This window comes from Dyella thiooxydans (genome assembly GCF_001641285.1).
Classification (GTDB): domain Bacteria; phylum Pseudomonadota; class Gammaproteobacteria; order Xanthomonadales; family Rhodanobacteraceae; genus Dyella_A; species Dyella_A thiooxydans.
Window position 1 is genome coordinate 818,842 of the sequence record NZ_CP014841.1, and the last position, 15,215, is coordinate 834,056.

At 66.6% G+C, this 15,215-nt stretch carries 12 protein-coding genes; 7 read left to right on the forward strand and 5 right to left on the reverse strand.

Annotated features, from left to right (window positions below; all coding sequences use genetic code 11):
• Positions 1–202 precede the first annotated feature (202 nt).
• The gene (locus ATSB10_RS03775; RefSeq protein ID WP_063670608.1) at positions 203–1,642 is read right to left on the reverse strand and encodes an amino acid permease; all 1,440 of its coding nucleotides are present in this window, start codon (positions 1,640–1,642) and stop codon (positions 203–205) included.
• Positions 1,643–1,721: 79 nt separating this feature from the next.
• On the reverse strand, positions 1,722–3,236 hold the full coding sequence (locus ATSB10_RS03780; protein ID WP_063670610.1) for an amino acid permease: 1,515 nt from the start codon (positions 3,234–3,236) through the stop codon (positions 1,722–1,724).
• Positions 3,237–3,446: 210 nt separating this feature from the next.
• Here ATSB10_RS03780 and ATSB10_RS03785 point away from each other — a divergent pair, with 210 nt between their 5' ends.
• Complete coding sequence (locus tag ATSB10_RS03785) at positions 3,447–3,968, forward strand: NUDIX hydrolase (protein ID WP_063670612.1); 522 nt, start codon at positions 3,447–3,449, stop codon at positions 3,966–3,968.
• A 4-nt stretch (positions 3,969–3,972) separates the two neighbouring features.
• On the opposite strand, the gene ATSB10_RS03790 is transcribed toward ATSB10_RS03785, so the two are convergent.
• From ATSB10_RS03790 to ATSB10_RS03800, 3 genes are all read right to left on the reverse strand, one after another.
• Entirely contained in the window at positions 3,973–4,497 is a 525-nt protein-coding gene (locus ATSB10_RS03790) for a 3-hydroxyanthranilate 3,4-dioxygenase (RefSeq protein WP_063670614.1), read from the reverse strand.
• Positions 4,498–4,532: 35 nt separating this feature from the next.
• Positions 4,533–6,422: a DNA topoisomerase IV subunit B gene (gene parE / locus ATSB10_RS03795; protein WP_063670617.1), complete on the reverse strand. Its 1,890-nt coding sequence runs from the start codon at positions 6,420–6,422 to the stop codon at positions 4,533–4,535.
• A 119-nt stretch (positions 6,423–6,541) separates the two neighbouring features.
• Positions 6,542–8,350: an aminopeptidase P family protein gene (locus tag ATSB10_RS03800; RefSeq protein ID WP_205631090.1), complete on the reverse strand. Its 1,809-nt coding sequence runs from the start codon at positions 8,348–8,350 to the stop codon at positions 6,542–6,544.
• 137 nt (positions 8,351–8,487) lie between these two features.
• On the opposite strand from ATSB10_RS03800, the gene cyoA reads away from it, so the two are divergent.
• The 6 genes from cyoA to kdsA all read left to right on the forward strand — a co-directional run bounded on the left by cyoA (position 8,488) and on the right by kdsA (position 15,169).
• Complete coding sequence (gene cyoA / locus ATSB10_RS03805) at positions 8,488–9,417, forward strand: ubiquinol oxidase subunit II (protein ID WP_083966064.1); 930 nt, start codon at positions 8,488–8,490, stop codon at positions 9,415–9,417.
• A gap of 3 nt (positions 9,418–9,420) precedes the next feature.
• On the forward strand, positions 9,421–11,442 hold the full coding sequence (cyoB, locus tag ATSB10_RS03810; RefSeq protein WP_063670619.1) for a cytochrome o ubiquinol oxidase subunit I: 2,022 nt from the start codon (positions 9,421–9,423) through the stop codon (positions 11,440–11,442).
• A gap of 3 nt (positions 11,443–11,445) precedes the next feature.
• On the forward strand, positions 11,446–12,078 hold the full coding sequence (gene cyoC / locus ATSB10_RS03815) for a cytochrome o ubiquinol oxidase subunit III (protein WP_063670621.1): 633 nt from the start codon (positions 11,446–11,448) through the stop codon (positions 12,076–12,078).
• Positions 12,078–12,446, forward strand: a complete 369-nt coding sequence (gene cyoD / locus ATSB10_RS03820) for a cytochrome o ubiquinol oxidase subunit IV (RefSeq protein WP_063670623.1) — start codon at positions 12,078–12,080, stop codon at positions 12,444–12,446. Before cyoC ends, cyoD begins: the two co-directional genes overlap by 1 nt.
• 219 nt (positions 12,447–12,665) lie before the next feature.
• On the forward strand, positions 12,666–14,342 hold the full coding sequence (pyrG, locus tag ATSB10_RS03825; protein ID WP_063670626.1) for a CTP synthase: 1,677 nt from the start codon (positions 12,666–12,668) through the stop codon (positions 14,340–14,342).
• The gene (gene kdsA / locus ATSB10_RS03830; protein WP_063670628.1) at positions 14,339–15,169 is read left to right on the forward strand and encodes a 3-deoxy-8-phosphooctulonate synthase; all 831 of its coding nucleotides are present in this window, start codon (positions 14,339–14,341) and stop codon (positions 15,167–15,169) included. Before pyrG ends, kdsA begins: the two co-directional genes overlap by 4 nt.
• Positions 15,170–15,215: the final 46 nt, after the last annotated feature.

Here is a 15,215-nt window from a genome sequence, read left to right on the forward strand (position 1 = left end):
CGGATGATACTCCGGTGTCCTGGGGAGTGCGAACCGCGCGCGAGATGCAGTTTTCGCTAAATAAGTCTTTTCAATCAATTTGTTGCGTGCATTTTCTCGATCTCACGTGCCCGTGACATCAAAAACGCCAATGGGCGGAAAGTTTGGCGGATTTGGAGGCAAATCAGAACTTTTGCCGCGAATTGGGCGCTTTTCGAGGCAATCAGGCTTGATGGAGTCGGCTGTGCCGCAGTCCATAGCCGAAGTAGATCAGCAGCCCGATCAGGGTCCACACCCCCATCAGCGCCCAGTTGAACCAGTTCATGGTCGACAGCAGACCGAGGCAGCTGAGCACGCCGGCGATGCAGATGGCCGGGGCGAAGGGCACGCGGAATGTGCGCGGCATTTCCGGGGCGGTGTAACGCAGGATGAGAACGCCGGCGCAGACCGCAGTGAAGGCGATCAGCGTACCCATCGAAGTCAGGTCGGCCAGCAGGTCCAGCGGAAAGATGGCGGCCAGCGCCGCGATGCCGAAGCCGGTGATCAGCGTGTTGATGTGCGGCGTGCGATGCTTCGGATGCACCTTGGCGAACACCTTCGGCAGCAGGCCGTCGCGGGCCATGATCATGAAGATGCGCGGCTGGGCGATGATCATCACCAGGATCACCGAGGACAGGCCGATCAGCGCGCCGACCTCGACCCAGGTACGCAGCCAGCCCAGTTCCGCGTGGCCGCGCAGTGCCGTGACCACCGGGTCGACCGTATTGAGCAGCGTGTAGGGCACCAGTCCGGTCATTACCGCGGCCATGCCCAGATAGAGCACCGTGCACAGCACCAGCGAGAGGATGATCCCGAACGGCAGGTCGCGTTGCGGATTCTTGCATTCCTGCGCGGCGGTCGAGGTGGCCTCGAAGCCGATGTACGCGAAGAAAACCATGGCCGCGCCGCGGAAGATGCCCGACCAGCCGAACTCGCCGTCGCCCTTCTGCTCGGGGATGAACGGGTGCCAGTTGTCGGTGTTCACGTAGCGGGCGCCGGCGATGATGATCATCACGATCAGGCCGACCTTGAGCAGCACCATCAGGGTGTTCAGTCCCGAGGATTCCTTGATGCCCACGTAGCACAGCCAGGTCAGCGCAAGCACGATGGCCACCGCTGGCAGATTGAACAGGTGTCCGGTCGCGACCAGGTGACCGCCGGTATAGGCCAGCGGCGCCTCGGTGAGTGCGGCGGGCAGTTGGATGCCGATGTGATCGAGCAGGCTGGTGAAGTAGCCGGTCCAGCTGGCCGCCACGGCCGAAGCCGAGATGCCGTACTCCAGCACCATGTTCCAGCCGATGAACCAGGCGACCAGCTCGCCCAGGGTTGCGTAGGCGTAGGAGTAGGAGCTTCCGGAGACCGGGATCAGGGTGGCGAACTCGGCGTAGCACAGTGCGCTGAAGCCGCTGCAGATCGCCGCGAGGATGAAGGAGATGAGTACCGCCGGCCCGGCGTGCTCGGCCGCCGCCGTGCCGGTGACCACGAAGATGCCGGTACCGATGACCGCGCCGATGCCCAGCGCGGTGATGCCCCACGGACCGAGCGTGCGGCGCAGGCCGGGACCGTGGCTGTCGTCGGTGATGTCGCTGAAGTCGGTCTTGCGGGCGAGCAGTTGCTTGAGCATGGGTCTTCCGTAAAAGGCGACGGCACGGCTTTCACCGTGCCGTCCTGGCTTTGTTCAATGACCGGCGCGTGGGGCGGCCTCAGTCGGCGGCCTCGGTGCCATTGGCGAGATGGCTTCGCTTGCGGCCGTAGAGGAGGTACACCGCTATGCCGATCACGGCCCAGCCGAAGAAAAGCTCCAGCGTCCACACGCCCAGGTTGAGGAACAGCATCAGGCAGCCGGCCACCGCGAGCGGGCAGATCACCCAGACCATCGGAGTGCGGAACGGACGCGGGCGCAGCGGATCGCGGACGCGCAGCACCATCACGCCGATCGACACCATGATGAAGGCGAACAGCGTGCCGGAGTTGGTGATCGCCGCCAGCTTGCCGACCGGGAACAGCGCGGCGAACAGCGAGACGGCCACGCCGGTGATCATGGTCAGCACGTGCGGGGTATTGAACCGGGGGTGGAGCTTGGACAGGCTCCCCGGCAGCAGGCCGTCGCGCGACATGGTGAAGAAGATGCGGGTCTGGCCGAAGATCATCACGAGGATGACCGAGGGCAGCGCCAGCACGGCAGCGAGGCCCACCAGGTTGCCGATGGCGGGGAAGCCCAGCATGCGCAGCACGTGAGCCAGCGGCTCCTTGCTGCAGACCAGCGCGTTCGAGCCCTCGCAGGCCGCGGCCATCGCCAGCGTGCCCGGCTGCAGCGCCTGGCCGTCCGCACCGAGCATCGGCTGCGAGCCGACCGAACCCACCGCGCCGTAGCCGACCAGCAGGTAGAAGACGGTACAGATCGCCAGCGAGCCGATCAGGCCGATCGGGATGTTGCGGTTCGGGTTCTTGGTTTCCTCGGCGGCGGTCGAGACGGCATCGAAACCGACGTAGGCGAAGAAGATCGACGCCGCCGCGCCGAGCACGCCGATGCCTCCCAGCGGCGATCCCCAGCCGTTCGGCGTGAACGGATGGAAGTTCGGGCTCTTGGCGGCGGGGACGGCGATCACGATGAAGGCGGTGAGCGCGACGATCTTGATCGCGACCAGGATGGCGTTGACCTTGGCCGACTTGGAGGTGCCCACGAGCAGCAGCAGCGCGATGACCAGCGAGATGCCGAAGGCCAGCAGGTTGAAGGCGCCGCCCTCGTACGGACCCACGCGCAGCGCCTCGGGCAGTGCGAGCGCGCCCGGCTGCACCAGTCCGAACAGGTCGGTATGCATCAGCAGGCCGTTCATGTAGCCGGACCAGCCGACCGCCACGGTGCCCGCCGCGATCGCGTACTCCAGCACCAGGGCCCAGCCGACGATCCAGGCGATCGGTTCGCCCATGACGCCGTAGGTGTAGGTGTAGGCGGAGCCGGCGACCGGGATCATCGAGGCCAGTTCCGCATAGGCCAGGGCGGCCAGCGCGCAGACCACGGCGGCGATCACGAACGCGACCATCATGCCCGGGCCGGCCTTCTGGCCCGCTTCGGCGGTGAGCACGAAAATACCGGTTCCGATGATGGCGCCGACGCCCATCAGGGTGAGCTGGAGTGCGCCGAGCTGCCGTGTCAGGCTCTTCTTCTCGGCGGTGGCAAGGATCTGGTCGAGCGGTTTGACGCGCTGGAAAAGCATGTAGTGATTCCCCGTGGAAACAAACGCCATCCCCATGGCGCCAGAGCGAGGGCTGGTGCCTCGGTAGTCAGAGGTGACGGGCAACCTTAGCCGACCCCGATGGGGGCCACAAGCGCCGACGGACCCATGGACGGGCCATACAATCACCGGCCCGCAATCCCCGGATGGAGCTGCTTTCTGGACACCTCGATCGCCTCTTTTCGCGCTGCATTGCAGCGATTCCAGCACTCGCCGGACGAGGCCACGTCGCCCGCCACGTTCCTCGCTTTCCTCGACTCGTCGCCGGAGGTGTTCCGGCGCGAACATGCCCCGGGACACTTCACCGGCTCGGCGTGGCTGGTCAGTGGCGACGGTGGACGCGTGCTGCTGACCCATCACCGCAAGCTCGGTCGCTGGCTGCAGTTGGGCGGGCACGCCGATGGCGATCGCGACCTCGCACGTGTTGCACTGCGAGAGGCCAGAGAGGAGTCGGGGCTGGGCGACCTAGTGGTAGAGCCGGCGATCTTCGACCTCGACCGGCACTGGATCCCGACGCGGGGCGAGGAGCCGGGACACTGGCACTACGACGTGCGCTACGTCGTCCGTGCCACCGGCAGCGAGGACTTCGTGGTGAGCGCGGAATCGCTGGCGCTGGCCTGGCGGCCCATCGCCGACCTGCTGGACGATCCCGGCACCGATGTCTCGCTGCGGCGGATGGCCCGGCGATGGTGGCAGCGGGTGGCGTCGGACTGAGCGCTCAGTCCGCTTCGGTGGTGGGTGCCGGGTGTACCGTGCCGCAGCGCGAGCAGGTGCGCGCTTCGAGCGACCGGTAGAAGCGGTCGAACACCGGCGGCAGGTCGCGTTCGATGCTCTCGAGGACGAAGTGCTCCTCGAACAGCTTGTGATTGCAGTTGGGGCAGAACCACATCAGACCGTCGCGCTCGCCGGCGACGCGTTTGCGTTCGATCACCAGTCCCACCGAATCGGCAAACCGCTGCGGCGAGTGCGGCACGCGCGGGGGCAGGTAGAACAGCTCGCCGGCGCGGATCGGGATGTCGCGCGCGCCGTCGGCATCCTGCACCTTCAGCACCATCTCGCCCTCGAGCTGGTAGAAGAATTCCGGGCCTTCGTCGTAGTGGTAGTCGGTGCGCGCATTCGGCCCGCCGACGATCATCACGATGAAGTCACCGTCGACGATACACTTGTTGCCCACCGGCGGTCGGAGCAGGTGGCGGTGCTCGTCGATCCAGCGCTGCAGGTTGATCGGTGGCAACAGAGTCATGGCGACAGCCCGGTGTTCCAGGATGGGGCGGAGAATCAGACCTCGAGCGTGGCGAGATCGCCTTTCTCTTCCAGCCAGGACTTGCGGTCGCCCGCGCGCTTCTTGCCCAGCAGCAGGTCCATCACCTGGGCGGTGGCGTCGCCGTCCTCGACGGTGAGCTGGACCAGGCGGCGGGTGTCCGGGTGGATGGTCGACTCGCGCAGCTGCGCCGGGTTCATCTCGCCCAGGCCCTTGAAGCGGGTGGTGCTGACCGCGCCCTTCATCTTCTCGCGTTCGATGCGGTCGAGCATCGCCTGCTTCTCGCCCTCGTCGAGGCAGTAGAACACCTGCTTGCCCACGTCGACGCGGAACAGCGGCGGCATCGCCACGAACACGTGGCCCTCGCGCACCAGGGCGGGGAAGTGCCTCAGGAACAGTGCCGACAGCAAGGTGGCGATATGCAGGCCGTCGGAATCCGCGTCGGCGAGGATCACCACCTTGCCGTAGCGCAGGCCGGAGAGGTCGTCCTTGCCGGGATCGCAGCCGATCGCCACGGCCAGGTTGTGCACTTCTTCGGAAGCGAGCACCGAGGTCGACTCGACCTCCCAGGTGTTCAGGATCTTGCCGCGCAGCGGCAGGATCGCCTGGAATTCCTTGTCGCGCGCCTGCTTGGCCGAGCCGCCGGCCGAATCGCCCTCGACCAGGAACAGCTCGGTGCGCGAAAGATCGGTGGAGGTACAGTCGGCCAGCTTGCCGGGCAGGGCGGGGCCCTGCACGATCTTCTTGCGCACCACCTGCTTGGCCGCCTTCAGGCGCGCGCTTGCGCGCTCGATGGCGAGCTGGGCGATCCTCTCGCCGAGGTCGACGTGCTGGTTCAGCCACAGGCTGAAGGCATCGTGGATCACATTCTCCACCAGCGCGGCGGCCTGACGCGAAGACAGGCGCTCCTTGGTCTGGCCGGCGAACTGCGGATCGAGCAGCTTGGCGCTGAGCACGAAGGCCAGCCGCTCCCACACGTCTTCCGGCGCCAGCTTGACGCCGCGCGGCAGCAGGTTGCGGATGTCGCAGAACTCGCGGATGGCGTTGGTCAGGCCGGTGCGCAGGCCGTTGACGTGGGTGCCGCCCTGCGCGGTGGGGATCAGGTTGACGTAGCTTTCCTGCACCAGCTCGCCTTCCGGCACCCAGGTCAGGGCCACGTCCAGGCCTTCGGTGTCGCGCGCCACGTGGTGCACGAACAGCTCGGCCGGCAGCGCCTCGGCGCCTTCGAGCTCGCCGCGCAGGTAGTCGCTCAGGCCGTCCTCGTAGTGCCACTGGGTGGTCTCGCCGCTGGCCTCGTCGACCAGGGTGACGTTGAGGCCGGCGCACAGCACGGCCTTGGCGCGCAGCAGGTGCTTGAGCCTGGAGACCGAGATCTTCGGCGAGTCGAAGTATTTCGGGTCGGCCCAGAAGTGCACGGTGGTGCCGGTCTTCTTCTTCGGCACCGAGCCGATCACCTCCAGCTCGCTGACCCGGTCACCGTGCTCGAATGCCATGCGGTATTCGCTGCCGTCTCGGCGGATGGTCACCTCCACACGTTGCGACAGCGCATTCACCACCGAGACGCCGACGCCGTGCAGGCCGCCGGAGAAGTTGTAGTTCTTGCCGCTGAACTTGCCGCCCGCATGCAGGCGGGTGAGGATCAGCTCGACACCCGGCACGCCTTCTTCCGGGTGGATGTCCACCGGCATGCCGCGGCCGTCGTCGGTGACCTCGACCGAGCCGTCGACGTGCAGCACCACCTCGATGTTCCTGGCGTGGCCGGCGAGGGCCTCGTCCACCGAGTTGTCGATGACTTCCTGCGCCAGATGGTTCGGACGCGAGGTGTCGGTGTACATGCCGGGGCGGCGCTTGACCGGATCCAGGCCGGAGAGGACTTCGATATCGGCGGCGTTGTAGCGACTGCTCATGGGTCGTTTCGGATCAGGTAAGGCGCGGGAGCATGGGCGGACGCGCCGGCAGGGTCAAGCCGGCCGGTCGCGGAAACCGCAGCGTGGCCGGTCGTCGTCTCGCCCGTCGAGACGACGGGTCAGAGTGGCGCGCAGTGGCGTTCCAGCCAGGCCAGGTCGGCGTCGTCCAGCAGTGGGGCCAGCGCGGCGCGCACCGTGGCGTGGTAGTCGTCCAGCCAGGCGCGCTCCTCCGGGTTGAGCAGGTGCGGCTCCAGCGCGCGACGGTCGAACGGGCACAGGGTGAGCGTCTCGAAGGCAAGGAAGTCGCCGAATTCGGTCTGCTCGGCTTCGACCACCACGGCCAGGTTCTCGTGGCGGATGCCGTGGCGCGCGGGCTTGTACAGGCCGGGCTCGATCGAGGTGATCATGCCCGGCTCGAGCGCGACCAGCGCGCCGCCGGCGACGGGCGGGCGGATGCCTTGCGGCCCCTCATGCACGTTGAGGAAGTAGCCCACGCCGTGGCCGGTGCCGTGGCCGTAGTCCATGCCGGCAGCCCATAGGGGGGCACGGGCGAGCGCGTCGAGTTGCGGACCGCTGGCACCCCTCGGAAACCGGGCTCGGGACAGCGCGATCATGCCCTTCATCACCAGTGTGGCGTCGCGGCGCTGTTCGGCCGAGGTCTCGCCCAGTGCCAGCATCCGGGTGATGTCGGTGGTGCCTCCGAGATACTGGCCGCCCGAGTCCACCAGCAGCAGGCCTTTGCGGGCCAGCGTGCTGTGGTGTTCCGGCGTGGCACGGTAATGCGGCAGGGCGCCGTTGGCCTGATAGCCGGCGATGGTGGCGAAGCTCTCGCCGATGAAGTTCGGCTGGGCGCCGCGCTCCTCGCGGACCAATGCATCGACGTCCAGCTCGGTCTGGGTCATGCCGGCGGCGAGGCGCTCCTCGAGCCGACGGAAGGCGCGGACCAGCGCGGCGCCATCGCGTCGCATGGTGTCGCGGATGTGTTCCAGTTCGGCTTCGCTCTTGCGCGCCTTCATGGCCGTCGAGGGATTGGCCGCCTCGATCCGGCTGGCTGTCGCCGGCACCGCGCTGGCGATGGCGCAAACGACCTTGGCCGGGTCCAGCAGGAGCGTGTGCCCGGCACGAAGTTCGCCCAGCGCACCGGTCACGGTGGCGTAGTCGGCGATGCGGATGTCGTCGTGGGCAAGCGCCGCCACCAGGGTGTCGCTCAGCTTGCCGCGGTCGACGAAGAGTGTCGCGTGGCCGTCGACCTCCACCAACAGGTGGGCGAGAAACACCGGATTGCACTCCACGTCGCTACCGCGGAGGTTGGTCAGCCAGGCGATGTCGTCCAGGCTGGACACCAGGTGATGCGTGGCGCCCAGTTTGCGCATCGCGGTGCGCACACGTCCGAGCTTGTCGCTTCGCGGGGTGTGGGCCCAAGCCAGCGCATGCTCGAACACCTGGGCTCGGGGCAGGGCCGGGCGATCAGCCCAGATGGCGGCCGGGAGATCCAGATCGGTGCGCAGGGCCACGCCGGCCTCGTCGAGCAGGCGCGCGATCTGCCGCTGGCCCGCCACGGAGAGGCTGTCGCCCGCCACGGCGACCACGTCGCCCCGATGCAGGTGCTGCTGCAGCCAGGTCAGGTGTTCCGGGGCATGGGCCACCTTCTGCTTCATCAGTGTGATGGCGCTTCCGGCCAGTTGCTGTTCGGCCTGCGAGAAGTAGCGCGAGTCGGTCCACAGGCCGGCGTGATCGCCGGTGACCAGCAATACGCCGGCCGAACCGGTGAAGCCGGACAGCCATTCGCGAGCAGCCCAATGTCCGGGCAGATACTCGGAAAGATGGGGGTCGGCGGTGGGAGCGAGGCAGGCGGCGATGCCGTTGGCGCGCATCGCCTGGCGCAGGGCGGACAGCTTGTCGGAAGAGGGTCTGGACATGCGCGCCATGGTAGCAGCGAGCTCCCACGCACCGGGCGTGCCAGCAAGATCTTGCTGCGGCGCGACATTGTGTCTCAGGGGGGCGGATTTGGCTGTCGAGGTCATTAACCTTTGCGCACCCGAAGTACGCAAGACACCCCCGTCCCGTGAAATTCAAAGCAGTGATCCCCCGCCTGCGCTACGCAGGCGTGAGTGCGTTTTTGTTCCTCGCCGGCTGCAGCACCGAGGTGCTCAACCCCAAGGGCGACATCGGCGCTCAGGAAAAGTCGTTGATCCTCATCGCGCTCGGCCTGATGGCGATCGTCGCGGTGCCGGTCATCGTGATGACCCTGGTGTTCGCCTGGCGCTATCGCGCCGGCAACAAGAAGGCGCGCTACGCGCCGAACTGGTCGCACTCGACCGCCATCGAAGTGGTGGTGTGGTCGGTGCCGGCGGTGATCATCGCGATCCTCGCTGCCATCACCTGGCACACCTCGCACTCGCTCGATCCCTACAAGCCGCTGGCTTCCAAGGCCAAGCCGGTGACCATCGAGGCGGTGGCGCTGGACTGGAAGTGGCTGTTCATCTACCCCGACCAGGGCATCGCCACGGTCAATCAGATCGCGTTCCCGACCGATGTGCCGGTGAATTTCCACATCACCTCCGATTCGGTGATGAACGCGTTCTTCATTCCCCAGCTCGGCAGCCAGATCTACGCCATGGCCGGGATGGAGACCCAGCTGCACCTGATCGCGCGTGAGCCGGGCACCTATGCCGGCCTGTCGTCCAACTACAGCGGCGCGGGCTTCTCGGACATGCACTTCCAGGCGATCGCCACCAGCCAGCAGGGCTTCGATGCGTGGGTGGCCAAGGTCAAGGCGCAGGCCAAGACGCTCGACACCAGCACCTACGAGGCGCTGGCCAAGCCGAGCGAGAAGAACCCGGTGGCCTATTACGGCCAGGTCTCGCCTGGTCTGTTCGCCGGCGTGATCGGCAAGTACATGGGCGACACGCCGGTCGGCGGCCAGTGTGCCGGCAAGCAGGCCCAGGTCGCGGCGCTTCCCTCGAATCACACGCACGCCAAGGCTGCGGAGTAAGGCATGTTCGGAAAACTCACTCTCTCGGCGATCCCGTTCGACCAGCCCATCATCATGGGCACCCTGCTCATGGTGATGCTGGGTGGCGCGGCCCTGCTGGGCTTTGTCACCTACCAGCGCAAGTGGGCCTACCTGTGGTCGGAGTGGTTCACCACGGTCGACCACAAGAAGATCGGCGTCATGTACATCATCATGGCGCTGGTGATGCTGCTGCGCGGCTTCGCCGACGCGATCATGATGCGCACCCAGCAGGCGATGGCCTCGGCGGATGCCGCGGGCTACCTGCCGCCGCATCACTTCGATCAGGTGTTCACCGCGCACGGCGACATCATGATCTTCTTCATGGCGATGCCGTTCATCACCGGCCTGATGAACCTGGTGGTGCCGCTGCAGATCGGTGCGCGCGACGTTGCCTATCCGTTCCTCAACTCACTCAGCTTCTGGCTGACCGCCGGCGGCGTGGTGCTGATCATGGCCTCGCTGTTCATCGGCGACTTCGCCGCGACCGGATGGCTGGCCTATCCGCCGCTGTCGGAGCTCAAGTACAGCCCGACCGTGGGCGTGGACTACTACATCTGGTCGCTGCAGCTGTCAGGTCTCGGTACCACGCTGTCCGGCATCAACTTCATCGTGACCATCCTCAAGATGCGCGCGCCGGGCATGACCCTGATGAAGATGCCGGTGTTCACCTGGACCGCGCTGGTCACCAACATCCTGATCGTGGCCGCATTCCCTGTGCTGACCGTGGCGCTGGCGCTGCTCGGTGCCGACCGCTACCTCGGCATGCACTTCTTCACGAACGACGCCGGCGGCAACGCCATGATGTACGTGAACCTGATCTGGATCTGGGGCCACCCGGAGGTCTACATCCTGATCCTGCCGTGCTTCGGTGCGTACTCGGAGATCATCGCCACGTTCTCCGGCAAGCCGCTGTTCGGCTACAAGTCGATGGTGTACGCCACCGCGGCGATCGGCGTGCTGTCGTTCCTGGTGTGGCTGCACCACTTCTTCACCATGGGCTCGGGCGCCAGCGTCAATGCCTTCTTCGGCATCATGACGATGATCATTTCGGTGCCCACCGGAGTGAAGCTGTTCAACTGGCTGTTCACCATGTACCGCGGCCGCGTGCGCTTCACCGTGCCGGTGCTGTGGACGATCGGCTTCATGGTCACCTTCGTGATCGGCGGCGTCACCGGCGTGCTGATGGCGGTGCCGGGCGCGGACTTCGTGCTGCACAACAGCCTGTTCCTGATCGCCCACTTCCACAACACGATCATCGGCGGCGTGGTGTTCGGCTGCCTGGCGGCGATGAACTACTGGTTCCCCAAGGCGTTCGGCTTCAAGCTCGCCGAGCGTTGGGGCAAGGCATCGTTCTGGTGCTGGCTGGTCGGGTTCTACGTGGCCTTCATGCCGCTGTACATCCTCGGCCTGAAGGGCATGACCCGGCGCATGAACCACTACGCCAACCCGGACTGGCAGCCCTACCTGATCGTCGCCCTGATCGGCGCGGTGATCATCCTGTTCGGCATCTTCTTCACCGTGCTTCAGCTGTACGTGAGCGTGCGCGACCGCGTGACGCTGCGTGACCCCAGTGGCGACCCCTGGGGCGGCCGGACCCTCGAGTGGTCCACCAGCTCGCCCGCGCCTTTCTACAACTTCGCCGTGCTGCCGCAAGTGCGGGAGCTCGATCAGTTCTGGACCGACAAACAAGACGGAGTGGCCTATATGCGCCCGAATCGTTACGAAGACATCCATATGCCCCGCAATACCGGCGTCGGCGTGTTCATGGGCCTGTTCGGCGTGGTCCTCGGCTTCGCCCTGGTCTGGCACATCTGGTGGATTGCCGCACTGGGCCTGGCCGGCATGGTCGGCAGCTTCCTGGTCCGCGTCTACGACCGCGACATCGACTACTGGGTGCCGGCGGCCGAGGTCGAGCGCATCGAGCGGGCGCGTCTGGCCCCGCTGCAGAAGGTCGGCCTGGTCAAGGTGGCGGTGCCGGCCGACGACGAGCAGAAGGCGGCGTAATCCATGTCGCAGGCTGCAATGAGCATCACGGCGGACGGGATGCACGTCCCGGCCGCCCATGGCCACGACCACGGGCACGACGACGGATCCAAGACCCTGCTGGGGTTCTGGATCTACCTGATGAGCGACTGCCTGATCTTCTCGGCGCTGTTCGCGACCTTCGCGGTGCTGGCCAACGCCACCGCGGGCGGTCCGACCGGCAAGGAGCTGTTCGAGCTGCCGTACGTGCTGGGCGAAACGGCCCTGCTGCTGGTGTCCAGCTTCACGTTCGGCCTGGCGATGCTGAACATGCATGCCGGTCGCCGCCAGCGGGTGATGGCGTGGCTGGTGGCCACGTTCCTGCTGGGCGCCGGCTTCATCGGCATGGAAGTGCATGAGTTCGCGCATCTCATCCATGAGGGCGCCGGCCCGGACCGCAGCGCGTTCCTGTCCGGCTACTTCACCCTGGTGGGTACCCACGGCCTGCATGTGACCGCCGGCCTGCTGTGGCTGCTGGTGATGATGGACCAGGTCCGTCGCCGCGGGCTCAACGATGACACCCGTCGTCGCCTGTCCTGCCTCAGCCTGTTCTGGCACTTCCTCGATATCGTGTGGATCTGCGTGTTCACCTTCGTCTATCTGCGGGGGGCGATCTGATGGCCGCTTCCAGTCATATCTCCCACGGCCAGGGCCACGACGACGCCCACGGCAGCCTGAAGTCGTACGTGGTCGGCTTTGGCCTGTCGATCCTGCTCACGCTGGCCTCGTTCGGCACGGTGATGAGTGGCGTCGTGCCGCACCACCTGATGATGCCGGGCATCGTGCTGTTCGCGGTGGCCCAGCTGCTGGTGCAGCTGGTGTTCTTCCTGCACATGGGTACCTCGCCCGGCAAGCGGGGCAACCTGACGATCATGCTTTTCACCATGCTGATCCTGGCCATCGTGGTGGTCGGGTCTCTGTGGGTGCTGCACAACATGAACGCCAACATGATGCACCCGAGCTTCCCGCAGGTGCCGACGGAGTAATCCGCCTTCCCCCGCGGCAAGCCCCCGGTTGCGTCCGGGGCGCCACGACGAAGCCGGCCCGGGGGCCGGCTTCGTCGCACCTGGGGCATGGGAACCGGGCCGAGTGGCGGGGCAGGCCGGCCCGGCAAGTTGAACGCGGCGGTCAGTTTGCGGCCATCCGGCTCTCGCAGCGGACACGTTCTTCCCGTAAAATGCCGATTTCCAGCACGGCTGCATCCCATGACCCCCCTGATTTTCGTCACCGGCGGTGTGGTGTCCTCGCTCGGCAAGGGCATCGCCGCGGCGTCGCTGGCTTCCATCCTGGAAGCGCGTGGCCTCTCGGTCACCATGATGAAGCTGGATCCCTACATCAATGTGGATCCAGGCACGATGAGCCCCTTCCAGCACGGCGAGGTCTACGTCACCGACGACGGTGCCGAGACCGACCTGGACCTGGGCCACTACGAGCGCTTCGTCCACACCCGCCTGACCGGCAAGAACTCGATCACCACCGGCAAGATCTACGAGTCGGTGATCCGCAAGGAGCGCCGCGGCGACTACCTGGGCGCCACCGTGCAGGTGATTCCCCACATCACCGACGAGATCAAGCACTGCATCCACGAGGCCACCCGCGGCTTCGACGTGGCGCTGGTGGAGATCGGCGGCACGGTCGGTGACATCGAGTCGCTGCCGTTCCTGGAGGCGATCCGCCAGCTGCGCATCGAGCACGGGCCGGAGAAGTGCCTGTTCATGCACCTGACCCTGGTGCCGTACATCCGCGCGGCCGGCGAGATCAAGACCAAGCCGACCCAGCATTCGGTCAAGGAGCTGCGCTCGATCGGTATCCAGCCGGACATCCTGCTGTGCCGCTGCGAAGAGGCGCTGCCCGACGGCGAGCGGCGCAAGATCGCGCTGTTCACCAACGTGCCCGAGAACGCGGTGATCAGCGCGGTGGATGTGGACGTGATCTACAAGACCCCGCTGTGGCTGCACAGCCAGGGCCTGGACGACATTGTGGTGAGGAAGCTTGGCCTGGACGCCAAGCCGGCCGACCTCAGCGGCTGGCAGCGCACCGTTGACGCGGTGCTGCATCCGAAGGACGAGGTCACCGTCGCGATCTGCGGCAAGTACGTCGAGCACAAGGACGCCTACAAGTCGCTGGGCGAGGCGCTGCGCCACGGCGGCATCAAGCAGCAGACCCGGGTCAACCTGGAGTGGATCGACTCCGAGCAGATCGAGGCCGAGGGGGCCGCCAAGGTGCTCGGCCACGCCGACGCCATCCTCGTGCCGGGCGGCTTCGGCAAGCGCGGCTTCGAGGGCAAGGTGCTGGCGGCGAAGTACGCCCGTGAGCACCGCGTGCCGTACTTCGGCATCTGCTACGGCATGCACGCGGCAGTGGTGGATTTCGCCCGCCACGTGGCCGGCCTGGCCGATGCCGACTCCAGCGAGAATGACCGCCACACGGCCAACCCGGTGATCGCGCTGATCACCGAGTGGACCACCGCGGCCGGCGAAGTGGAGCAGCGCAGCGAGCGCTCGGACCTGGGCGGCACCATGCGCCTGGGCGCGCAGGAATGCCGGCTCAAGACCGGCACGCTGGCGCGCGAGCTGTACGGCCAGGACGTGGTGCGCGAGCGTCACCGTCACCGCTACGAGTTCAACAACCGCTATCGCCAGTCCTTCGAGGACCTGGGGCTGGTGATCTCCGGCAAGTCGATGGACGACCTGCTGGTGGAGATCGTCGAGCTGCCGCAGCAGAAGCATCCGTGGTTCCTCGGTTGCCAGGCGCACCCGGAATTCACCTCGACCCCGCGCGACGGCCATCCGCTGTTCATCGGCTTCGTGCGCGCAGCGCGTGAGCACAAAGCGGTGGGGAGCGCCGAGCGTCTCGCCGCGGTGAAGGAGTCGGTGGCATGAAGCTCTGTGGTTTCGACGTCGGCCTGGACCAGCGGCTGTTCCTGATCGCCGGCCCCTGCGTGGTCGAGTCCGAGCAGCTGCAGTTGGACGTGGCCGGCCGGCTGAAGGAGATCACCGGCCGGCTCGGCATGAACTTCATCTTCAAGTCGAGCTTCGACAAGGCCAACCGTTCCTCGGGCCAGAGCTTCCGCGGTCCGGGCATGGAGGAGGGGCTGCGCATCCTCGGCGAGGTCAGGCGGCAGATCGGCGTGCCGGTGCTCACCGACGTGCACGAGTACACCCCGATGAACGAGGTGGCCGCGGTCGTCGACGTGCTGCAGACCCCGGCGTTCCTGTGCCGGCAGACCGATTTCATCCAGAACGTGGCCCGCGCCGGCAAGCCGGTGAACATCAAGAAGGGCCAGTTCCTCGCGCCGTGGGACATGAAGAACGTGGTGGCCAAGGCCAAGGCGGTCGGCAACGACGACATCATGGTCTGCGAGCGCGGCGTGAGCTTCGGCTACAACAACCTGGTGTCGGACATGCGCTCGCTCAGCGTGATGCGCGATACCGGCTGCCCGGTGGTGTTCGACGCCACCCACTCGGTGCAGCTGCCGGGCGGGCAGGGCACCAGCTCCGGTGGCCAGCGCGAATTCGTGCCGGTGCTGGCGCGGGCGGCGGTGGCGGTCGGCATCGACGGCCTGTTCGCCGAGACCCATCCCGATCCGGACAAGGCGCTCTCCGACGGTCCGAACGCCTGGCCGCTGGGCAAGATGGAGGCCCTGCTGGAAACCCTGCTCGAACTCGATGCCGTGACCAAGCGGCACGGCTTCCTCGAGCAGGCCTGAGCATGGCGGAACTGCAGGGACCGGCTCCGATCCCGCCGCCGCGCTT

Bases quoted from the DNA above. Each gene is read 5' to 3' on its own strand.
- cyoB (WP_063670619.1), top strand. From the start codon at position 9,421: ATGTTCGGAAAACTCACTCTCTCGGCGATCCCGTTCGACCAGCCCATC.
- ATSB10_RS03780 (WP_063670610.1), bottom strand. From the start codon at position 3,236: ATGCTTTTCCAGCGCGTCAAACCGCTCGACCAGATCCTTGCCACCGCC.
- ATSB10_RS03775 (WP_063670608.1), bottom strand. From the start codon at position 1,642: ATGCTCAAGCAACTGCTCGCCCGCAAGACCGACTTCAGCGACATCACC.
- cyoD (WP_063670623.1), top strand. From the start codon at position 12,078: ATGGCCGCTTCCAGTCATATCTCCCACGGCCAGGGCCACGACGACGCC.
- ATSB10_RS03790 (WP_063670614.1), bottom strand. From the start codon at position 4,497: ATGACTCTGTTGCCACCGATCAACCTGCAGCGCTGGATCGACGAGCAC.
- ATSB10_RS03800 (WP_205631090.1), bottom strand. From the start codon at position 8,350: ATGGCGCGCATGTCCAGACCCTCTTCCGACAAGCTGTCCGCCCTGCGC.
- pyrG (WP_063670626.1), top strand. From the start codon at position 12,666: ATGACCCCCCTGATTTTCGTCACCGGCGGTGTGGTGTCCTCGCTCGGC.
- kdsA (WP_063670628.1), top strand. From the start codon at position 14,339: ATGAAGCTCTGTGGTTTCGACGTCGGCCTGGACCAGCGGCTGTTCCTG.
- cyoC (WP_063670621.1), top strand. From the start codon at position 11,446: ATGTCGCAGGCTGCAATGAGCATCACGGCGGACGGGATGCACGTCCCG.
- parE (WP_063670617.1), bottom strand. From the start codon at position 6,422: ATGAGCAGTCGCTACAACGCCGCCGATATCGAAGTCCTCTCCGGCCTG.